Raw genomic sequence first — 19,222 nt, 5'->3', positions numbered from 1 at the left:
TGGTCGTGTGCCAATCAGAAGCGCTTGCTTATTTATCCGTACGTGGAATCACGCCGTATAACATCATGTGTACCGTATGCTGGATAATGCGTTGCTGCATGCTGCGGTTACGCAAGGTTTTACCCGTGACCATTTCCATTTGCGTCGCAAAGTCTGCATAGTTCTGGGTAATCGCCCAAATATTCAGAATCAGTAACTCAGGATCAATATCTGCAGAAATCTTGCCTTGCTCCTGCCAGTTGGAAATCACTTTGGCTTTACGCTTGACCAGTTTTTTCAGCGGACCTTTTAAAATTTCCAGAATGTGCGGTGCCCCTTGAATCACCTCCAAAGCAAATAAACGTGATGCTTTAGGCTGGGTACGCGACACTTCAATTTTTTGCATCAAATAATTGGTGATCGCTTCTTCAGGCTCAAGTTCAGCTTCAAGGGTTTGTAAAGGCGCCAGCCATTTTTGTAGAACGGTGGTCAACACCTCGACATACAGGGCTTCTTTATTTTCATAATAATAGAAAATATTCGACTTATGCATTTCTGCAATTTGTGCGATTTCATCCAGACTTGCCCCATTAAAACCATATAGGGAAAATACGTCTAGTGCAGCATTTAGCAGCTGATTGCGTTTTTGAGTACTCTTTTTTTGTTCCATTAGCAAATATAAAAAACAATGAAAAAGGGAATCCTCAATTGTACGGCAAATCATCAGATTTGTGCACACAGTCACAGGCTAATTTTTTGAATAATGATGATTTATTCTCTAGATCAATATTTTAAACAGGCTAAATGCATCTATACCAGGAGAAAAATTCAAGTTTCTGAAAATACTTCATTTATTCATCTTTTTTCTTCATCAATTGAAGAGAAGAATAATACTGAAATGAATCTGATGAAAATGTCCTCTTATTGAGATAAAAGTATTTTTTATAAGAATAAGACCCAAAACCATGCGCGATTTTGGGTTGGATTGGGTATTCAGGTCGCTAAAACTGCCTGCAAGACCTGCTGTTCCAGTTCTGCAAATGTCACACTTTTTTGCCGGGGACGAGGTAAGTCGACCCGAAATTCTTTGGCAATATGGCCTTTGTCCAGCAAGATAATCCGGTCTGCCAGTTGTACTGCTTCACTGACATCATGCGTGACCAGAATGGCGGTAAAGCCTTGTTCGGTCCATAAGCGCTCAATCAGGTTTTGCATTTCCAGACGTGTTAGGGCATCCAGAGCACCGAGCGGTTCATCCAGTAGCAGAATACGCGGCTGATGTGACAATGCCCGCGCCAAGGCGGTACGTTGCCGTTGTCCTCCGGAAAGCTGTGAAGGCCACAGTCCGGCTTTTTCTTTGAGCCCTACCTTTTCCAGCATTTGCGAGGCTTTGGCATGCTGCTCTTTGCCCAGGCCTAACTGCACATTCTGTTCGATGCTGCGCCAAGGCAGCAGGCGAGGATCCTGAAACATCACCCGGATATCATCTGCAGTAATGCCTTCACGAATATGCCGGGCGGACTTAAACTTGATTTCACCGTAGCTTTGCTGTTCCAGGTCGGCAATCAAGCGCAATAAGGTACTTTTACCACAACCGCTGCGACCAACAATTGCTAGAAATTCACCCGGCTGGATATGCAGGTCCAGATCTTCCAGAACTTTGACCGAACCGTAAAACTTGTGCAGCTGTTCAATGATAATTTCGGCACCAATCACTGCAGCAGGATTGATATCTGCCGCAGGTTGTTCCAGTGGCAAAATCGGGTCATTGGCATGACGCCCTAAACTGAGATCAGTCATCACATGCTCCTCATTTATTCTTTATTTTTGATAGCCGGCATGCCAGCGTAGCAGGAATCGTTCTAAAGCCACTGCCAGAACATCGGCTAATTTGCCGAGCAGGGCATACAGTAAAATACCCACTAGAACCACGTCAGTTTGCAAAAATTCGCGTGCATTCATGGTCATATAGCCAATACCAGACTGGGCGGAAATGGTTTCGGCCACGATTAACAATACCCAGACCAGACCCAGAGAAAAACGCAGTCCGACCAGAATTGACGGCATCGCCCCCGGCAGAATTATTTCTTTATACAGTTGCCAGCGAGTTAAGCCGTAGCTTTTACCCATCTCGATGAGTTGTGGATCGACCGAGCGGATACCATGATAGGTATTGATATAAATTGGGAAAAATACCCCAATCGCTACCAGAAACAATTTGGCAGATTCATCAATCCCGAACCATAAAATCACTAGGGGAATAAGGGCCAGTGCAGGAATATTCCGAATCATCTGCAAGGTGGTATCGAGCAGGGTAGAGGCAGTTCTGGATGAACCATTTAACAGGCCCAGTAATAGGCCCAAACCACCCCCCACCAATAAGCCACTAATAGCACGCCCCGCACTGACTTGCACATGCATCCACAGTTCACCGCTGAGTAGCAAATTCCAGAAGGCCAAAACTACCGCACTCGGTGCAGGTAGAATCCGGCTTTCCAGCAGGCCTGTACTAGAGGTAATCTGCCAAATCGCAATCAAAAAAATTGGAACCAGCCAGGGCAGCAGATGCTGCCCCAGAATTGTTCCACGTGAAACCTGCTTTTGGGCCAGGGTTTCAACGGAAACGACTTTTGACATTAAGCAGACTCCTTAATTTTCTCAGCCTGCTTGTTCTCGTCCGGTGTGTAGTTGTTCGCCACGATTTCACCAAATGGACCGGTCAAGTTTGGTTGAGTGAGTTTTTGCTGGGTTTCCAGTGGAAGTAAAGGGAATACCAGTTCGGCAAAACGGATTGATTCTTCCAGATGTGGATAGCCTGAGAAAATAAAGGTGCTAATTCCCAGAGCTGCATATTCCTGGATACGTGCAGCGACAGTTTCCGGATCGCCGACCAGTGCCGTACCTGCACCACCACGAACCAGACCTACGCCTGCCCACAGGTTCGGAGAAACTTCGAGTTTACTGCGATCGCCATTGTGCAGTTCTGCCATACGGCGCTGACCGACCGAGTCCATGGATTTGAATTTGGCTTGGGCTGCAGCGATAGTGGCATCATCCACATACTGAATCAGTTCTTCAGCCGCCGCCCAGGCCTGCTCATTGGTTTCGCGTACGATCACGTGTAAACGGATCCCGTAATTCAGTTCACGACCTTTAGCTGCGGCCTTGGCTTTTACCACTGCAATTTTTTCTTTGACTGCGGCCGGTGGCTCGCCCCAGGTCAGGTAAGTGTCGACCTGATCCGTAGCCAGTTCAATGGCATCATCTGATGAACCGCCAAACCATAAAGGCGGATGTGGCTGCTGGATTGGTGGATACAGCAATTTTGCCTCGTCGACACTTAAGCGTTCGCCATGGAAGCTAAAGCTTTCACCGGTATGTGAGCGTTTTAAAATTTCACGCCAGATGGTGGTGTATTCGGTCGCCGTTTTATAGCGGGTTGTGTGATCTTCATAGACGCCGTCACCTTTTAGTTCCTGTTCATCACCGCCAGTCACCAGATTCAGCAGCACCCGGCCATTGGACAAGCGGTCAAAGGTCGCGGCCATACGTGCAGCCAGTGCCGGAGTGGTCACGCCTGGACGCAGCGCCACCAGGAATTTTAATTTTTTGGTCGCATCAATCAGGCTGGCTGCGGTTAACCATGGATCTTCACAAGAACGGCCAGTCGGAATCAGGACACCTTCATAACCTAAGTTATCTACCGCAACGGCAATCTGCTTCATGTAGGCATGATCTACAACACGTGCACCCTTGCTGGTGCCTAAGTAACGACTGTCGCCATGAGTGGGGATAAACCAGAAAATTTTCATGTGATATTCCTTAAATTAAATGATCTTGTTTGCTCATCAATGTGTGGCTGCTGGCGACCAGATCTGTTGCTGGACGCTGATGGTTTTGGGAATCAGTTGAACCTGCTGGAAAAGATCGGCAATATTCTGTTGAGCTTTGATCACTTCCGTCGTTAATGGTTGTACCGGCGAAGGTTTAAGACGACGCTCAAATGCAATCTTTGCTACCTCCGATTTCAGACCGGTACTTTTCTGATAAATATCTAGAGCTACAGCCTGGTTTTTAAGAATCCACTGGTCAGATGCATTTAAAGCCTGGATAAACTTCCCGGGGCTATCCGGATGCTTCTGAATAAATTCGGGATTGCCGATATAAAAGGAGTAGGTTTGTGGAAAGTCACTAGATTCAATCAGCACCTTAACCTTGCTGTCGAACTCGGCTGCACCCAGGAAGGGATCCCAGATTGCCCAGGCATCAATGGCTTTTTTGTCAAAAGCAGCACGTGCATCCGCAGGGGGAAGCCAGACGGCTTGAATCTCTGACCAGCTTAATCCGGCTTTTTCCAGGGTTTTGGCCAGAAGTTCATGGGCACTTGAACCTTTCTGCACCGCGATCCGTTTTCCTTTCAACTGTTGAATCGTCTGGATGTCACTGTCTTTCGGCACGACCACGGCCAAAGAATTTCCCGCCACTTTTTCAAAGGCCACGTAGCTCAGGGCTTTGTCTGCCGCCTGTGCAAAAATAGGCGGAGTATTTCCCACATAGCCATAATCCACTGCACCGACTGCTAAGGCTTCCAGCATTTGTGGGCCTGCCGGAAACTCTTTCCATTCAATTTTGGCATTGGGAAATTGTTGTTCTAACAGCTTTTCATCACGTGCCACCAGCAGATTTAAGGCTGATTTCTGAAAGCCAATCGCAATGGTTTTAACTTGTTGCGCTGACGTAGTTTCTGCGGCAGCCGTTTGCTGTGGTTCCTGTTTCTGGCAGCCAGTCAGACTAAAGCTCAATAGCGCTAAGCTGATATAAGAAACTGTTTTTATATGACTCATCTTTATTCTCGAATTATTCTGCTGTTATTTAATAATTGCTGCATCAATATTCAGCTTTTGTGGAATCAGCTGCTGCGCATAAAATGCATCGGCGACTTGTTGCTGTTTTTGAATCACGTCAGTGCTGAGAGGTTTAACGCCAAAGCCCATGCGTGAAATAGAGGTTTTCAAGACATCGACGGCCAGACCTGTCGGTTTTTGCAGGAGCTGAGCGGCAGCGTCCTGATTTTTTGCCACCCAGTCCGTGGTCAGATTCAGTTCGTTGACCACCGCCTGTACCACCTGAGGATGGCTTTCTGCGAACTTGCGATCTGCCAGATAGAACTGATGATTGCTCACCACATTTTCACCGCTGGCAATGACACGCGCACCAATTTGATGTTCAGCAGCTGCAAAGAACGGATTCCAGATCACCCAAGCATCGACTGCACCACGTTCAAATGCAGCACGTGCATCGGAAGGTGGTAAATAGATCACTTCGATATCATCAAGGCCAAGCTGGTTGGCTTCCAGAACTTTTAATAGTAAGTAATGCACGTTTGAACCTTTGTTCAGGGCTACCCGTTTGCCTTTCAGATCTTGAATAGACTGAATCGGCGAATCTTTCGGTACAATTAAGGCTTCTGCCTTAGGCGCTTGCGGCTGATTGGCCACATAGACCAGATTTGAGTTGGCCGCCGGGGCAAAAATTGGCGGTGCTTCACCGGCTTCACCAAAAGAGACGCTGCCAACATTCAGGCCCTCAAGCAGTTGTGGGCCGGCCGGAAATTCTACCCATTTCACATTGACCCCTTGCTGTTTTAAGCTGGTTTCCAGCGTGCCGCGTTCTTTTAAAATAGGTAATATGCCGTATTTTTGGAAACCGATATTCAGGGTAATGGTCTCTTCTTTTTTCGAGCAGCCTGAAAGCATCATGACACCAGCCATCGCGGTACCGAGTACCGCAGTCTTTGTTAAAAACTGAACATGAGATTGGCGCATGAATCAAAACTCCCGAAAGTGAAAAGCTAGTGAATGAAAACTTAGACACACGCTAATCGTTTTTGTTTTTCTAAAAAAATAACTATTCAGGAATTTCTAATGAAGAAAAAAGATAAATAAAAAAGCGCAAAACTTATGCAGAAAAGTGATTTATATAAAAATGAAGATTTAATATTTAAATTAATCAAACCTATGAAATTTATAGTTATTTTTTTAAATCTAATCTATTGATATGTTTAGCTAAAAACGAGTAATAGAATTTTAAAATTTAAAGCGAGATTGCCAGATATCTTTATCTAAAATTAAGCTAAAGCACTGAAAGAAAAAGCCACTTTAAAGTGACTTTTTGCAAACAATTGAATTACGTTGATAATTGTAAAATGCCTGACGGGCATCCGGCAGGTCATCGACTGAAGCCGGTTCAAAGCCTTGTTCCAGAAACCAGTGCGCGGTGCGGGTAGTTAAAATAAACAGTTGCTGAATCTGCATGCTTTTGGCTTTTTCTTCTAGATAATGCAGGATCTGGCTACCCCGATTAGACTTGCGATAACTGGGATGTACCGCAACACAGGCAATTTCTGCAGAACGCAATTCATCCCCTGTCGTCGGAATCGGGTAGAGGGCGGCACAGGCCAGAATCATGCCGTCCCGTTCGATTACGGCAAACTGGTTGATTTCATTTTCCAGGCGTTCACGCGAACGATAGACCAGAATGCCTTCTTCTTCCAGTGGACGCAGCAAACCGATCAGGCCGCCAACATCCTGAATATCGGCCATCCGCACTTCTTCATAATGCGCGTCGGTGACCAGAGTTCCGGAACCATCCCGGGTGAACAGCTCTTCCAGCAGGGCACCATCATAGGCATAAGAAATCAGATGCACCCGATGTACGCCGTTCATTGAGGCTTCCTGTGCGGCTTTCACTTGTAGTCCTCTTTCAAGCGCATCTTGTTCGACCGGAATAAAATCATCCAGTTGTTGCGGTGTCACTTCGCGTTTGAGTTGTCCGTTACTGTCCATCAGACCATGCTGCTTACCGAGAAAAATCAGTTTATCTGCCTTAAGGCGAATCGCAGTTTTGGTAGCAACTTCTTCAGCCAGCAGATTAAAAACTTCTCCGGTAGTGGAATAACCGGTCGGGCCAAGCACCACAATATTATGACTGTCCAGATGGCGCTGAATCGCATCGGTATCAACCGCGCGCACTTCACCGGTCAACTGAAAATCGATACCATCGCGGATGCCATACGGCTTGGCGGTGACAAAATTCCCTGAAACGGTATCAATCCGGGCGCCATACATCGGCGAATTGGCCAGTCCCATAGACAGCAGTGCTTCAATTTGTAGGCGGATCGAACCGACGGCATTCATCACGCAGCTTAAAGATTCACGTGTGGTGACCCGACGCTGCTGGTAAAAAGGCGTCGTAATCTGGCTTTGAGCCAGATTCTGGTTAATTTGCGGACGTGCACCATGTACCAGAATCAGCCGAATGCCTAAAGAATGTAATAAAGCAATATCGTGAATAATATGCTGAAAGTTATCCTTTAAGACGGCTTCGCCATCAAACATGATTACAAAGGTTTTATTGCGGTGCGCATTGATATAAGGCGCAGAATGGCGAAACCAGTGCACATATTGCAAAGTTGTGCTTTGTGACGTTTCTGCTGAAGTCATGCTGTGCCCATTTCAATGATTGAAGATCCAGCTTTGATTCTAATGAAAAAAAATGCAAGTGGAAGTGCAGATATAAAAAAACACCTGAAGGGGACTTCAGGTGTCTGCAAGACGAGCAGTAATGGAGAAAGCTTAGTTAATGATTCGTACAATTTTGTTGGTACGCTCATTGACCAGAACGTAGTCATTGTTGACCTTGTACCATTGCTGGAAACGACCGGTATTTGGCAAACGGCGTGCTTCGCGATCACTTACTTCAAAACGGTTGTTGTCATATTGGCGAGGTAAAGTTTGTCCTACGCGCCAGTCACGGCTTGGATTGACCATACGGTTGTTATGACGGCGGTCATCATTCCAGCGACGGTCGTCATTCCATTTCTTGCTGTCTTTGGCATTCCAGTGTGGCGCCGGTTTATGCGGATTATGGTCATAACGCGAGTCATGCTGTGGTGCTGCCATTGCAGAAGTAGCTAACAAAGCACTTAGAGATAACGCGATTGTAGTTAAGACTTTTTTCATGGCTCTCACCTTAAGATGTATATCTAATTTCGATGAGACTAAATTAGCGAACAAGTACATAGAAAGCGTGAGGGCTATTTAGTTAAATTGTTAAATTCATGAAGAAATTTAGTAGATGAATCACGCAGTCTGAAAACTGGAAAAGCAGCAAGATTTGCGGATAAAAAATTTTCAGCCAGTGAAATAAAAAAGCCCAAACATCGTTGGGCCTGAAAGAAGATTAAATTTGAATGCTCTTATGAACTAGTCACCCACAATCCGGATAATGCTGTTGTTTTCAGAATCCACCAGAATGTAGTCATTATTGACTTTGTACCATTGCTGCTTGCGGTCAGGTCGAGGCAGGCGATGGTCTTTGTATTCAACTTTATAGCCATTGCCACGATAATGCTGCGGCATTACATAACCTGGCTGCCAGCGTAACTGTTGCAAGCGTTTCACCCCGCGTTCTTCACGCATACGGCGGTTATCCTGCTGCTCTTCCTCTCGGAACTCACGGGCTTTCTTCTTGTCATGACCATGACGTGAATCCATACGGGATTCATCATTGAAATGAGGGGCAGCGATGACGACATTGCTCAGCATGAATGTACTGCAAGAAATTGCCAGTGCCACCAAAACCTTTTTCATGTTGAACCCTCATTAAATTGTTCATCTTCTACAGCGCCTAATGTACGGAAAAATTGCAGAGAAACTGTGAAGAACAGGCACAATTTTTATAACAAATGCAGAGATATTATGATGATGTCATGTTTTTACATGACTATATGCGACGGCATCACTTCTATAAAGTAGCCTACCGAGCCATGTCCTTATCTCATCAAAGCAAGGGCCAACATGCAAGCGAAAATCGATGATTTAGCTCAAAAAAACAGCATTGAGTCAGCGAGAAAAAAGTTCATGATTTAATGAAACGGCAAAGAATTTTGCCAGTTTAGTTTGAGATTAATTCCATTGTTCTGCCAAACTCTGCAAGGACTGGATTGCTTCAGCCACCGATTCAGCTTGAAGAGCATCATCAAGTGCCACAATCAATGCTTCAGATAACTGCAACTGTTCAATCCGGTGAATCGTTTCAATTTTACGTTTTTGGTCAGCCATGCTGCGCTCCTGATTTGATCTATCTGTGGTTCAAGAAAGCATAGTTCAATGAGTTTGATTTGGAAAACCGTATAATTTTATATATTTAATATGTAAATCCGATTTATTGTTATTTTTTGCAGGATTTTAAGAAAAAAAGGGCACTTTATCGAAAAGTGCCAAGATTATTCAATGACCCGACTTTTAATAAGCGTAGTTCAGGTCAGTATAATCGTTGAGTGATTTTTGCACATGCGCCTGAATAAAGGCACGTACATCTTCGGCCGTCATGGCTTTGCCCTGATTGCTGATGACATGTTCGATTTCTGGCTGACCTTCAATTTTAATGCGATAAACAAAATGCTTGGCCAGACGATAACTGTCGTCTAATTTTTCAATGCCAGTCACATAATAATAGGCATGTTCAAAATTCAGATCCTGATGTGAAAATACAAATTGCTCGAACAATTTGAGTTTCTGAGCATTTTCGAGTGCTTTGATGTCATCCACGATACTGGCTTCAAACTTGGTGCCGTATTTCTCTGAAATAGGCTGTTGATCAATCAGCAGCGACACCATGCCATCGTCTAAATGGGTCACCGTAATATTGTTTAATTCAGTCATGATGCACTCGAGTGAAATATAGTGGGGCTTAGTATGCTGTTATTTTAATGAAACTCAATGCGAGCGGGGTGAACTTACTTAAGATTTATGCGCTGAATATGACTAAAAATGAAATAAAAAGGGAGCGATTGCTCCCTGAATGACAGACAGAATAATTTAATCCTGTGCATCAATACTCTGGCCATTCATATGCAGGCTGTCATTACCCATCAAATATAGATAAGCCGGCATGATTGAATCGGGGGTAGGCAGGGTTTTCGGATCTTCATTCGGATAGGCCTTGGCGCGCATGGCAGTCCGCGTTGCCCCGGGATTGATGCAGTTATAACGGATATTCGGATGTACCTGCTCTTTGGCAAATAACTGGCTTACCGCTTCAATAGCAATTTTAGAAACCGAATACGCACCCCAGCGTTCGCGGGCTTCGCGGCCTACACCTGAGCTGGCAAAAACCACAGAAGCATGTTCGGATTTGGATAATAACGGTAACAGCGCTTGGGTCATGACAAAGGGTGCACGCAGATTGACCGCCATCACATCATCCCAGACATTGACCGGATAATCCGCCAAGGGAACCCGTTCGCCTAAAATGCCGGCATTGTGCAGAATGCCGTCCAGACGACCAAACTGACGGTCTAGCGTATCGAGCAAAAGCTCATAATCACGTTCTGACGCACTCGATAGTTGTAGCGGCAAGATGGCAGGTTGCGGCGCACCCAAACTTTCAATTTCATCATAAATGACTTCGAGTTTGTTTAAGGTACGCCCATGCAGCACCACAGTTGCGCCATGCAAGGCATAACTGATTGCTGCTGCACGTCCAATGCCATCGCCCGCACCTGTGATTAGGATGATACGATCCTTGAGCAGATCGGGGCGAGGTTGATATGCTGAATATTTCATTATCTACCTCCTCACTTCTTATTATTTAGTGTTAAGCGTTCAAGATACCGCAGTATGCTGCTTCAGTACTAGTGTCTGAATCAATTGATGTAATTCTGTCACAGTATGCACGATATGGTCGGCCTGCCAGGCGTTTAAATCGTCTTTGTATTGCAACGGCAAATAACCATAAGCAGCCAGAATGGTCAGCATCTGGGCATGACGGCCGGCATCAATATCTCGGGGATGATCTCCGACATAGATACAGTCTTCCGCGGCAAGATTCAGTTGCTTGGCTGCCAGATACATCGGTTCAGGATCGGGTTTGGTCCGAGTGACATCTTCCGGACATACCAGCACTGCGCAGCGTTCACTCAGGTTCAGCGCTTGCAGTAAAGCCTCGCTGAGCCAGCGCGGTTTATTGGTCACAATCCCCCAAGGAATGTCATTTTCCTCTAGCTGTTCAAGTAATGGATACATGCCATCAAACAGATCGGTATCGACCGCAATATCTGCGCCGTACATGTCCAGAAAGCGCTGACGGTGTTGCAGAAAGACCGGATCTTCTAGTTGCAGTTCCGGATAAACCAGTTTCACCATAGCGCGAGCGCCTTCGGAAACCTGGCTGCGAATCAGCTCGGGTTCAACCAGTGCACGGCCTTCTTCACGGCACATCTGCTGGATAATCCGGATAAAATCGGCAGCGGTATCAATCAGGGTACCATCGAGGTCAAATAAAACGGCTTTCATGCTGTGGTCTCTGCTGCGCTATCTTTCACGGTATAGACCATATAGTTCACATCAACATTCGGTGCCAGCCAATAACGCTTGGTCAGCGGATTATAGTGCAGACCGGTCATGTCTTTAAGCTTTAAACCCGAGTTGCGAATATCATGTGCCAGTTCAGACGGCTTGATAAATTTGCTGTAATCATGGGTGCCTTTGGCCAGCATGCGCAAGACATATTCTGCCCCGATAATCGCAAATAAATAGGACTTTGGATTACGGTTAATGGTCGAGAAGAATACATGACCACCTGGCTTGACCAGTTTATGACAGGCCTGAATAATCGATGCCGGATCTGGCACATGCTCTAGCATTTCCATGCAGGTCACGATGTCATATTGGCCAGCCTGTTCCTCTGCCAGTTGCTCGACCGGCACCTGACGATATTCAATATTGCTTACGCCTTCCTGTTCAGCATGGATGCGTGCCACATTTAAAGGGGCTGCGCCCATATCAATTCCGAGCACATTGGCACCACGTCGCGCCATGCTTTCGGCCAGAATGCCACCGCCACAGCCGACATCCAACACTTTTTTGCCGCTTAAGCCTCCGGCATGTTCATCAATCCAGTTTAAACGCAGTGGATTAATCATGTGCAAGGGGCGGAACTCGGAATGCTGATCCCACCATATAGCTGCAAATGCTTCAAACTTGGCAATTTCTTGTGGATCAACATTCAATTGCGACATCGGTGTCACCTCAATCAGTCATGATTAGCTAAAAATATATATGTGCCGAATGGCCAGAGAAACTGATTTAAAACCTTGAAAATCAGTTCGATGGTTTAGTGTAGCGATTCTGGCAGAAAAAGCGATAAAAGCAGCAAAAAAGTTCACAGAATGAAAACGAAACCGGCATAATTGATTTATAGTGAACACATAAACTAAGCATAATGATTTAGAGGACGATAATCCGAATGAAAAAATTCCTTTTAGGCGCTGTTGCCGCATCTGTTTTGGCCTTTTCAGGCAATGCTATGGCCAATTTTGTGGCAGGTCAGGACTATCAGGTGGTTGCAAAACCAGTCAAAGTCGAAAAACCGGGCAGAATTGAGGTACGTGAATTCTTCTGGTACGGCTGTGGTCACTGTTTCGCGCTTGAACCACATATGCAGGGCTGGTTGAAAAAATTACCAAAAGATGTACGTTTTGTACGTACGCCGGCTGCAATGAATCCACTCTGGGAGCAGGCAGCGCGTGCTTATTATGTGTCTGAAGCATTGGGTGTGCGTCAAAAAGCACATTTACAATTATTCCATGATATTCATGATAAGCAACGTCCAATTTTAGAACAGGCGCAATTGGCCAAGTTCTATACCCGCTATGGTATTCCTGAAGCGAAATTTAACAGCACTTATAAATCTTTCCCGATCACTTCGAAAATTGCCCAAGCCAAAAATCTGGCTGCTCAGTATCAGTTAAGTGGTGTTCCGGCAGTGACCGTGAATGGTAAATATATTGTGCAGGGTAATGATGCCAAAGTCATTCAGGTGGTGAATTACCTGATCGAGAAAGAGCGTAAAGCCAAATAAGTCTGAACTGACGATCAGTAAAAAAACCTGCATCATGATGCAGGTTTTTTTATTTAGGCAGGGGGAATGACCGCTTCATTGAGCACAGGGCTTGCGGTTTCAACTGTTTTGGCAGGTCGCCGATACCAGTGCAAAATGCCACGTAGCAAGAGCTGCATCTGTAGCACGCTTTGGGTTTTAAAGGCATTGGATTGAGCGCGGCGCAGCTCTGGATCAACCTGATGCTGCAGATGAATCCAGCCCATGGCCCAGTTCAGGGACAGTTCAATCAGCATCTGTGCCAGAGCCTGCAAGTCCTGTGATGCCTGAATATGTCGGGTAGATTGCATCTTGGCCAGTTCATGCATGACATCTTCAGCCAGAAAATGAATTTCCCGTTCAATGCCGACACGTAACACGTCCGAACCGCCCCAACGTTCTGCCACAAAAAAAATCCAGGGTTCAGGATGATATTCGACGGCCTGAAAGAAGAGCTCAAGCCCGGTGTGGGTTCGGGTATTCGGCTGATACAGATAAGCCTGCCCCAGCTGATTGAGTACGCCCTTGATATGAATCGCAACCTGATCCAGCAATTCCAGACCCAACTGGTTCATATCCTGAAAGTGCCGATAGAACGCAGTCGGTACTACTCCGACTGCATTCGCGACTTCACGTAGGCTGATCGTGCTGAAAGCGCGGCCCTGACTGCTGAATGCTAGTGTCGCATCGAGTAGTGCCTGATGACTTTGCTGCTTGCGATCTTCACGTAAGGACATAAATGGGTTTCCTGTCACTGGCTTCCCTCATAGGGAGTTTTAGTCTAGCAAAAATTAAATCAAATCGTAGTGCCACAGATCGGCAGAATTTTGACATCTCGTAGCGAGCTGATGCATTGATTTTGTAAATGAATCACCAGGCTGCCTAATCTTGGCAAAGGCTTCTGCTATACTGAGCCGCAATTATTTTGAACCCATACAGGACTTATTATGCGTATCGACCAGCGAGCATTAGATCAATTACGTGAAGTGAAAATTACCCGTAACTATACACGTTATGCGGAAGGCTCTGTATTGGTTGAATTTGGTCATACCAAAGTACTCTGTACTGCCAGTGTGGATAGTTCTGTACCGCGTTTCCTCAAAGGTCAGGGCCAAGGCTGGGTGACTGCTGAATATGGCATGTTGCCACGTTCAACTCATACCCGTAGTGACCGTGAAGCGGCACGTGGCAAACAGAGTGGCCGTACCCAGGAGATTCAGCGTCTGATTGGTCGTAGCTTGCGCTCAATGGTCGATCTGAAAAAGCTGGGTGAAAATACCATTACCATCGACTGTGACGTAATTCAGGCCGATGGCGGTACCCGTACTGCAGCGATTACCGGTGCTGCGGTGGCCTTGGTCGATGCGATGAACGTCTTGCTGGAAAGAAAAAAAATCAAACATGATCCATTAAAAGGTTTGGTGGCTGCGGTTTCTGTCGGTATTTTCAAAGATGAAGTATTATTGGATCTTTGCTATGAAGAAGATTCGAACTGTCAAACCGATTTGAACGTGGTGATGACTCAGGCTGGTGAATTTATTGAAATTCAGGGTACTGCAGAAGATAAGCCATTTACCCGTGCACAATCGAATGCCATGTTGGAAATGGCCGAGAAAGGCATTCAGGAACTGGTGAAAAAACAGCAAGAAGCTTTAGGCTGGTAATCCATCCCATGTTGAGAAACGCATCTCTGGATGCGTTTTTTTATGCCCGAAATTTCACTCTGCACCTGTATTCAAAAACTGCATTACAAAACTTCCTGACAAAAAGCCGACATGAATCAGCTATATCTGAACCGGTTTTGCATTGATATTGGATCAGGTGAGATCACAATGAGGAATGCGACATGAAACAGTGGCTTTGTGCAATTTCATTGCTGGGCGTGTTTGGATTAACTGCCTGTGACTGGGGCAATAATCGTGAAGATGACGAGCGTTCAGTATTAAATCAGGATCGTGATGAGGATAACGGAAGATATAACGACCGTGATGGTGACGATGATGACCGCGATCGCCGAGGTAATCGGGATGACGATGATGATTAAGGTCTAAAATAGAAATTGAGCAAAATATACGCAAAAAAATTTCTAAAAATAAAAAAGGGTGCTTCGCACCCTCTACGGTCATCTATCCCATTTATGTTTAAGCATTGAAACGCATCGACAGATCAATGGCTTTGACATCTTTGGTCAGCACACCCATGGAAATATAATCTACGCCGGTACTCGCGACTTCACGTAAATTATCAATAGTGATATTACCTGATGCTTCCAGTTTGCAACGACCAGCCACATGTTGCACCGCTTCGATCATCTGCTGCTGACTGAAATTATCCAGCATCACGATATCAGCATGGGCTTCGAGTGCCTGATTCAGCTCATCCCAGGTTTCGACTTCAACTTCGACAGGCTTACCTGGTGCAATTTGATGGGCCTTGGCAATTGCCTGCGCAATACCACCCGCTGCCATAATATGATTTTCTTTAATTAAAAAAGCGTCAAATAAGCCCAAACGATGATTCTGACCACCGCCAATGGCCACGGCATATTTTTGTGCGATACGCAGCCCCGGAAGCGTTTTGCGGGTATCAAGCAGTTTGGTATTCAAACCTTGCAGCTCTTTGACATAGTGGGCGGTTTTAGTCGCAACCGCAGACAACGTCTGGACAAAGTTTAGCGCAGGGCGCTCCACGGTGAGTAGGCTACGTGCAGATCCGGCCAGTTTTAAAAATGCTTGATTGGCTTGAACATGATCGCCATCATTTTTCAGCCAGATCACTTCAACGCTCGGATCATAGGCCTGAATCAAGGCATTCACCCAAGGCTGCCCGGCCAAAACCATGTCTTCACGGCTGATGATGGTGGCAGTGGCCTGTTCATCTTCAGGGGTCAGCAGGGCAGTAATATCACCGTCACCGATATCTTCTGAAAGTGCCTGTTGAATATTGAGCTGAATGGACTGGTCTAGCAAAGCTTGAGATATGCACATGAGTATTTCCGTATCTTTTTTAAGCCGTGAAAATTGCGCCTTATCTTAGCACCGTTACATAAAAGATGAGCGATTTTTCATCCAGTTTGCCGGGATGAATTGAGATTTGTCCTTGAAAGTTTTAGCATGAAGCCGGCTGCAATGCTGATCTTGCAGATTTTATTTTTGGGGAGAACGGTTCTATGCAACAGGCAGCTGAGTTTCAGGTCAAGGACGGGCAACTAATCGGTGCACGTCAAATCCCGTCTCCCAATTTTAATCAACGGCCAGAACAAACCGAGATTCAATTGCTGGTGATTCACAATATCAGCCTGCCCCCTTCCCAGTTTGGCGGCGGTTATATTGAACAGTTTTTTCAGAATCAGCTGGATTGGTCAGTCCATCCCTATTTTCAAACCATTGAAGGAATGCAGGTGTCGACCCATTTGCTGATTTTACGATCTGGCGAAGTACTGCAATTTGTCAATTTTAATGACCGTGCCTGGCATGCCGGCCGCTCGACCTATTTGGGCAAAAAAGAATGTAATGATTATTCGATCGGGATTGAGCTGGAAGGCAGTGATGATTTGCCTTTTGCAACCGCACAGTATGAAGCCCTGGTCAAAGTCACGGCCTGTCTGCAACAGCATTATTCTAAGATTCAGCAGCATATTGCCGGGCATTCGGATATTGCACCGGGCCGTAAGACCGATCCGGGACGGTATTTTAACTGGGCTGATTTTCGTACACAGTTACAGCATTATAAAAACACCTCAAGCTCGCTTGAGCGATGAAATTAAGCAATGAACTTCTGACAAAAGTTTCATTACAATAGCCACAAATTTATACATTAGGTGAATAGGATGGCGCTTTGGCGTTCGACCGTCATTGTCAGTGCGATGACCATGTTGTCACGCGTACTGGGATTGGTTCGAGATATTGTTTTACTGAATGTCTTTGGTGCTGGTAAAGACTTCGATACCTTCGTAGTCGCATTTCGTATTCCAAACTTTTTCAGGCGTTTATTTGCCGAAGGCGCATTTTCACAGGCGTTTATTCCGGTACTGACCGAATATAAAACCAGTCGCACGCATACCGAAGTTCAGATTCTGATCAGTCGGGTATTCGGCTGTCTGGCCACGGTGATGACGACTTTGACCATGGTCGCGATCATTGCTGCGCCATTGATTATGTATATCTATGCGCCCGGTTTCCATAGCGATCCTGAAAAGTTCGCTCTGGCGACCGACATGTTCCGCCTGACCATTCCTTATTTGCTGTTCATGTCACTGACGGCTTTTGCCAGCAGTATTCTGAACAGTTATGGCTCTTTTAGTACCCCGGCATTTGCGCCGGTCTTGCTGAATGTGGCGATGATTGCCGGGGCGCTCTGGCTTACGCCTTATATGGCCGAGCCGATTATGGCGCTGGGCTGGGCTGTGATCATTGCCGGTATTTTACAGCTGGCGATCCAAATTCCTGAATTGTGGCGTAAAAATCTGCTGATTCCACCGAAAATTGACTTCAAGCATGAAGGCGTTGATCGCATCATGAAGTTGATGCTGCCGGCATTATTTGGTGTATCTGTCACGCAAATTAACCTGCTGTTAAATACCATCTGGGCCTCATTCATGCAGGATGGTTCGGTGTCCTGGCTGTACAGTGCCGAGCGTATGACCGAATTGCCGCTGGGTCTGATCGGTGTGGCAATTGGTACCGTGATTTTGCCGTCCTTATCGGCACGGCATACTGAGCAAAATCCGGAAAAATTCCGTGGCATGATGGACTGGGCAGCCAAAGTTATTGTGATGGCAGGCCTACCCGCCAGTATTGCACTGTTTATGCTGTCGACCCCGATTATTCAGGCTCTGTTTGAACGTGGCCAGTTCACCTTTGAAGATACCCAGATGACGGCTTTGGCGCTGCAATGTATGAGCGGTGGTGTGATTGCCTTTATGTTGATTAAAGTCTTTGCACCCGGTTTTTATGCAAAGCAGGATACCAGAACCCCAGTGCGTGTCGGTTTGATGGCTGTGGCAGCTAATGCGATTCTGAACGTGATTTTTATCGGCTTCTTCAAGCTGATTGACTGGGAAGCGGAGCATATGGCCCTTGCGTTGGCATCGACGGGTTCAGCCATGGTCAATGCCGGTTTGCTTTATTATTATCTGCATAAGCGTGATATTTTCCGTTTTGGTTCGCACTGGAAAAAAATCTTCCTGCAATTCATGTTTGCCAATGTGGTGATGATTGCGGCCTTAGCCTATGCCCTGAGCTGGTATAATGCAGATGTATCGCAATGGATGCGTGTCTTAGAAGTATTGATCTTATGTGTTGTCGGTGTGGTGGCGTATGTTGCAGCCTTGCTAGTGGCAGGTTTTAGACCACGTCATTTAAAACCTTAAGTTCATATTGAACGAAGTATGTCTGATCAAAACAGATCATTAAAATACCCATAAAAAAACAAGAGCCAGAAGGCTCTTGTTTTTTGAAAGCTAACACTTGCTTTGAACAGGTCTAGCGTAAATCTAGACCTTGCCGCGCGAAAGAAAACCAACGATCGCAAGAATCACCGCAATTACCAACAAGATAATTGCAAAATCCTTAGACAAGCCTGCGACGCCACCGAAACCAAGTAGACTCGCAATTAATGCAATAACAGCAAAAATAATAGCCCAGCGAAACATATATATTCTCCATGTGTTTTTATTTTCAAATTTAGTATAGAAATAAACGATTCCAGCGACTGTTAGTGTTTTGTTGATGAACTGTCTATGATTTAACAATAGTTTACGTGATAGTAATAAGAATTTGAGGCGGTAGGTCTGCAGGGTTCTGGCTGCTATAATAAGCTGATTTTTGAATGTGCCGACCTGATCATGAGAGATACTTTACGTCCCGAATTCTGGAAAAACTATTCACTTGCTGAACTGACGCAAGTCGAGTGGGAGGCCTTGTGTGATGGTTGCGGATTATGTTGTCTGATTAAACTGGAAGATGAAGATACCCAGGAAGTTGCCTATACCAAAGTGGCCTGCAAACTGCTGGATTGTAGCACTGCACGTTGCTCCAATTATCCGGATCGTCTGCAATATGTGCCGGACTGTATTCAGCTCACCCCAGAGAAACTGGAAACGATTCACTGGCTGCCTTCAAGTTGTGCCTATCGCCGTGTAGAGCAGGGAAAAAGCCTGCCATCCTGGCATTATCTGATTAGCGGTTCACGGGAAAGTGTGATTCAGGCACGCAAGTCGGCAGCAGGGCGCTGCCTGAGTGAAAGCGACATTCATGAAGATGACATCGAAGACTATATCGTACGCTGGGTGCGTTAAATC

Annotated in this window: 23 protein-coding genes; 6 read left to right on the top strand and 17 right to left on the bottom strand. The window is 45.8% G+C overall.

The window, feature by feature from the left end; all coding sequences use genetic code 11:
• Positions 1-28: 28 nt before the first annotated feature.
• From NI455_RS04505 to ubiG, 14 genes are all read right to left on the bottom strand, one after another.
• Positions 29-649: a TetR family transcriptional regulator C-terminal domain-containing protein gene (locus tag NI455_RS04505; RefSeq protein WP_004281222.1), complete on the bottom strand. Its 621-nt coding sequence runs from the start codon at positions 647-649 to the stop codon at positions 29-31.
• A 323-nt stretch (positions 650-972) separates the two neighbouring features.
• Entirely contained in the window at positions 973-1,779 is an 807-nt protein-coding gene (locus NI455_RS04500) for an ABC transporter ATP-binding protein (RefSeq protein ID WP_253112657.1), read from the bottom strand.
• A gap of 21 nt (positions 1,780-1,800) precedes the next feature.
• On the bottom strand, positions 1,801-2,616 hold the full coding sequence (gene ssuC / locus NI455_RS04495) for an aliphatic sulfonate ABC transporter permease SsuC (RefSeq protein ID WP_222112419.1): 816 nt from the start codon (positions 2,614-2,616) through the stop codon (positions 1,801-1,803).
• Positions 2,616-3,791 carry an FMNH2-dependent alkanesulfonate monooxygenase gene (gene ssuD, locus NI455_RS04490; protein ID WP_180074919.1) on the bottom strand — a complete coding sequence of 392 codons (1,176 nt, stop codon included), beginning with the start codon at positions 3,789-3,791 and terminating at the stop codon, positions 2,616-2,618. Before ssuD ends, ssuC begins: the two co-directional genes overlap by 1 nt.
• A 36-nt stretch (positions 3,792-3,827) precedes the next feature.
• Positions 3,828-4,823, bottom strand: a complete 996-nt coding sequence (locus tag NI455_RS04485; protein WP_253112655.1) for an aliphatic sulfonate ABC transporter substrate-binding protein — start codon at positions 4,821-4,823, stop codon at positions 3,828-3,830.
• A 24-nt stretch (positions 4,824-4,847) separates the two neighbouring features.
• Positions 4,848-5,804: a sulfonate ABC transporter substrate-binding protein gene (locus NI455_RS04480; protein ID WP_253112652.1), complete on the bottom strand. Its 957-nt coding sequence runs from the start codon at positions 5,802-5,804 to the stop codon at positions 4,848-4,850.
• A 333-nt stretch (positions 5,805-6,137) separates the two neighbouring features.
• Positions 6,138-7,481 carry an amino-acid N-acetyltransferase gene (gene argA, locus NI455_RS04475; protein WP_253112649.1) on the bottom strand — a complete coding sequence of 448 codons (1,344 nt, stop codon included), beginning with the start codon at positions 7,479-7,481 and terminating at the stop codon, positions 6,138-6,140.
• 132 nt (positions 7,482-7,613) lie between these two features.
• Positions 7,614-8,000, bottom strand: coding sequence for an RcnB family protein (locus NI455_RS04470; RefSeq protein WP_005261495.1), 387 nt, complete (start codon positions 7,998-8,000; stop codon positions 7,614-7,616).
• A gap of 243 nt (positions 8,001-8,243) precedes the next feature.
• Complete coding sequence (locus NI455_RS04465; RefSeq protein ID WP_005105288.1) at positions 8,244-8,630, bottom strand: RcnB family protein; 387 nt, start codon at positions 8,628-8,630, stop codon at positions 8,244-8,246.
• Between the two features lie 315 nt (positions 8,631-8,945).
• Positions 8,946-9,101, bottom strand: a complete 156-nt coding sequence (locus NI455_RS04460; protein ID WP_180180774.1) for a hypothetical protein — start codon at positions 9,099-9,101, stop codon at positions 8,946-8,948.
• 183 nt (positions 9,102-9,284) lie between these two features.
• Positions 9,285-9,704, bottom strand: a complete 420-nt coding sequence (locus NI455_RS04455) for a hypothetical protein (RefSeq protein ID WP_004281232.1) — start codon at positions 9,702-9,704, stop codon at positions 9,285-9,287.
• A 156-nt stretch (positions 9,705-9,860) separates the two neighbouring features.
• Complete coding sequence (locus tag NI455_RS04450) at positions 9,861-10,607, bottom strand: YciK family oxidoreductase (protein ID WP_005094903.1); 747 nt, start codon at positions 10,605-10,607, stop codon at positions 9,861-9,863.
• 39 nt (positions 10,608-10,646) lie between these two features.
• Positions 10,647-11,336 (bottom strand): HAD family hydrolase, encoded by a 690-nt coding sequence (locus tag NI455_RS04445; protein ID WP_253112645.1) that lies wholly within the window; start codon positions 11,334-11,336, stop codon positions 10,647-10,649.
• Complete coding sequence (gene ubiG / locus NI455_RS04440; RefSeq protein WP_071850321.1) at positions 11,333-12,061, bottom strand: bifunctional 2-polyprenyl-6-hydroxyphenol methylase/3-demethylubiquinol 3-O-methyltransferase UbiG; 729 nt, start codon at positions 12,059-12,061, stop codon at positions 11,333-11,335. The genes NI455_RS04445 and ubiG overlap by 4 nt, the downstream gene beginning before the upstream one ends.
• 227 nt (positions 12,062-12,288) lie before the next feature.
• Between ubiG and NI455_RS04435 the strand changes: the two genes are divergently transcribed.
• Positions 12,289-12,903, top strand: a complete 615-nt coding sequence (locus NI455_RS04435; protein ID WP_004281236.1) for a thiol:disulfide interchange protein DsbA/DsbL — start codon at positions 12,289-12,291, stop codon at positions 12,901-12,903.
• Positions 12,904-12,956: 53 nt separating this feature from the next.
• Here NI455_RS04435 and NI455_RS04430 read toward each other — a convergent pair whose 3' ends face one another.
• The gene (locus tag NI455_RS04430) at positions 12,957-13,658 is read right to left on the bottom strand and encodes a TetR family transcriptional regulator (RefSeq protein WP_085064426.1); all 702 of its coding nucleotides are present in this window, start codon (positions 13,656-13,658) and stop codon (positions 12,957-12,959) included.
• Between the two features lie 210 nt (positions 13,659-13,868).
• Here NI455_RS04430 and rph point away from each other — a divergent pair, with 210 nt between their 5' ends.
• Together rph and NI455_RS04420 are read left to right on the top strand one after the other, a co-directional pair.
• A complete protein-coding gene (rph, locus tag NI455_RS04425) occupies positions 13,869-14,585 on the top strand; it encodes a ribonuclease PH (protein ID WP_004281238.1) in 717 nt (238 codons plus the stop codon).
• A gap of 182 nt (positions 14,586-14,767) precedes the next feature.
• The gene (locus NI455_RS04420) at positions 14,768-14,965 is read left to right on the top strand and encodes a hypothetical protein (protein ID WP_004281239.1); all 198 of its coding nucleotides are present in this window, start codon (positions 14,768-14,770) and stop codon (positions 14,963-14,965) included.
• Positions 14,966-15,062: 97 nt separating this feature from the next.
• Here the strand turns inward: NI455_RS04420 and nadC are convergent, their stop codons facing one another.
• Positions 15,063-15,908: a carboxylating nicotinate-nucleotide diphosphorylase gene (gene nadC / locus NI455_RS04415; protein WP_253112642.1), complete on the bottom strand. Its 846-nt coding sequence runs from the start codon at positions 15,906-15,908 to the stop codon at positions 15,063-15,065.
• A gap of 182 nt (positions 15,909-16,090) precedes the next feature.
• On the opposite strand from nadC, the gene ampD reads away from it, so the two are divergent.
• On the top strand, positions 16,091-16,681 hold the full coding sequence (gene ampD, locus NI455_RS04410; RefSeq protein WP_253112639.1) for a 1,6-anhydro-N-acetylmuramyl-L-alanine amidase AmpD: 591 nt from the start codon (positions 16,091-16,093) through the stop codon (positions 16,679-16,681).
• 60 nt (positions 16,682-16,741) lie between these two features.
• On the top strand, positions 16,742-18,292 hold the full coding sequence (murJ, locus tag NI455_RS04405) for a murein biosynthesis integral membrane protein MurJ (protein WP_253112637.1): 1,551 nt from the start codon (positions 16,742-16,744) through the stop codon (positions 18,290-18,292).
• A gap of 123 nt (positions 18,293-18,415) precedes the next feature.
• Here the strand turns inward: murJ and NI455_RS04400 are convergent, their stop codons facing one another.
• On the bottom strand, positions 18,416-18,574 hold the full coding sequence (locus NI455_RS04400) for a DUF1328 domain-containing protein (protein WP_004647174.1): 159 nt from the start codon (positions 18,572-18,574) through the stop codon (positions 18,416-18,418).
• A gap of 192 nt (positions 18,575-18,766) precedes the next feature.
• Here NI455_RS04400 and NI455_RS04395 point away from each other — a divergent pair, with 192 nt between their 5' ends.
• Positions 18,767-19,219, top strand: a complete 453-nt coding sequence (locus NI455_RS04395; RefSeq protein WP_253112636.1) for a YcgN family cysteine cluster protein — start codon at positions 18,767-18,769, stop codon at positions 19,217-19,219.
• Positions 19,220-19,222: the final 3 nt, after the last annotated feature.

The organism is Acinetobacter lwoffii (genome assembly GCF_024129435.1).
GTDB lineage: Bacteria > Pseudomonadota > Gammaproteobacteria > Pseudomonadales > Moraxellaceae > Acinetobacter > Acinetobacter lwoffii_F.
Note: the sequence above shows the minus strand (reverse complement) of the source record. Positions and strands in the feature narration are given on the sequence as shown.

What these genes read in the sequence shown, in the direction of transcription:
- ssuC (WP_222112419.1), bottom strand. Translation starts at nt 2,616, where the DNA reads ATGTCAAAAGTCGTTTCCGTTGAAACCCTGGCCCAAAAGCAGGTTTCA.
- NI455_RS04460 (WP_180180774.1), bottom strand. Translation starts at nt 9,101, where the DNA reads ATGGCTGACCAAAAACGTAAAATTGAAACGATTCACCGGATTGAACAG.
- nadC (WP_253112642.1), bottom strand. Translation starts at nt 15,908, where the DNA reads ATGTGCATATCTCAAGCTTTGCTAGACCAGTCCATTCAGCTCAATATT.
- NI455_RS04450 (WP_005094903.1), bottom strand. Translation starts at nt 10,607, where the DNA reads ATGAAATATTCAGCATATCAACCTCGCCCCGATCTGCTCAAGGATCGT.
- ubiG (WP_071850321.1), bottom strand. Translation starts at nt 12,061, where the DNA reads ATGTCGCAATTGAATGTTGATCCACAAGAAATTGCCAAGTTTGAAGCA.
- NI455_RS04455 (WP_004281232.1), bottom strand. Translation starts at nt 9,704, where the DNA reads ATGACTGAATTAAACAATATTACGGTGACCCATTTAGACGATGGCATG.
- NI455_RS04500 (WP_253112657.1), bottom strand. Translation starts at nt 1,779, where the DNA reads ATGACTGATCTCAGTTTAGGGCGTCATGCCAATGACCCGATTTTGCCA.
- NI455_RS04435 (WP_004281236.1), top strand. Translation starts at nt 12,289, where the DNA reads ATGAAAAAATTCCTTTTAGGCGCTGTTGCCGCATCTGTTTTGGCCTTT.
- argA (WP_253112649.1), bottom strand. Translation starts at nt 7,481, where the DNA reads ATGACTTCAGCAGAAACGTCACAAAGCACAACTTTGCAATATGTGCAC.
- NI455_RS04505 (WP_004281222.1), bottom strand. Translation starts at nt 649, where the DNA reads ATGGAACAAAAAAAGAGTACTCAAAAACGCAATCAGCTGCTAAATGCT.
- NI455_RS04420 (WP_004281239.1), top strand. Translation starts at nt 14,768, where the DNA reads ATGAAACAGTGGCTTTGTGCAATTTCATTGCTGGGCGTGTTTGGATTA.
- NI455_RS04445 (WP_253112645.1), bottom strand. Translation starts at nt 11,336, where the DNA reads ATGAAAGCCGTTTTATTTGACCTCGATGGTACCCTGATTGATACCGCT.
- rph (WP_004281238.1), top strand. Translation starts at nt 13,869, where the DNA reads ATGCGTATCGACCAGCGAGCATTAGATCAATTACGTGAAGTGAAAATT.
- NI455_RS04480 (WP_253112652.1), bottom strand. Translation starts at nt 5,804, where the DNA reads ATGCGCCAATCTCATGTTCAGTTTTTAACAAAGACTGCGGTACTCGGT.
- NI455_RS04470 (WP_005261495.1), bottom strand. Translation starts at nt 8,000, where the DNA reads ATGAAAAAAGTCTTAACTACAATCGCGTTATCTCTAAGTGCTTTGTTA.
- ampD (WP_253112639.1), top strand. Translation starts at nt 16,091, where the DNA reads ATGCAACAGGCAGCTGAGTTTCAGGTCAAGGACGGGCAACTAATCGGT.
- NI455_RS04465 (WP_005105288.1), bottom strand. Translation starts at nt 8,630, where the DNA reads ATGAAAAAGGTTTTGGTGGCACTGGCAATTTCTTGCAGTACATTCATG.
- NI455_RS04485 (WP_253112655.1), bottom strand. Translation starts at nt 4,823, where the DNA reads ATGAGTCATATAAAAACAGTTTCTTATATCAGCTTAGCGCTATTGAGC.
- ssuD (WP_180074919.1), bottom strand. Translation starts at nt 3,791, where the DNA reads ATGAAAATTTTCTGGTTTATCCCCACTCATGGCGACAGTCGTTACTTA.
- NI455_RS04395 (WP_253112636.1), top strand. Translation starts at nt 18,767, where the DNA reads ATGAGAGATACTTTACGTCCCGAATTCTGGAAAAACTATTCACTTGCT.
- NI455_RS04400 (WP_004647174.1), bottom strand. Translation starts at nt 18,574, where the DNA reads ATGTTTCGCTGGGCTATTATTTTTGCTGTTATTGCATTAATTGCGAGT.
- NI455_RS04430 (WP_085064426.1), bottom strand. Translation starts at nt 13,658, where the DNA reads ATGTCCTTACGTGAAGATCGCAAGCAGCAAAGTCATCAGGCACTACTC.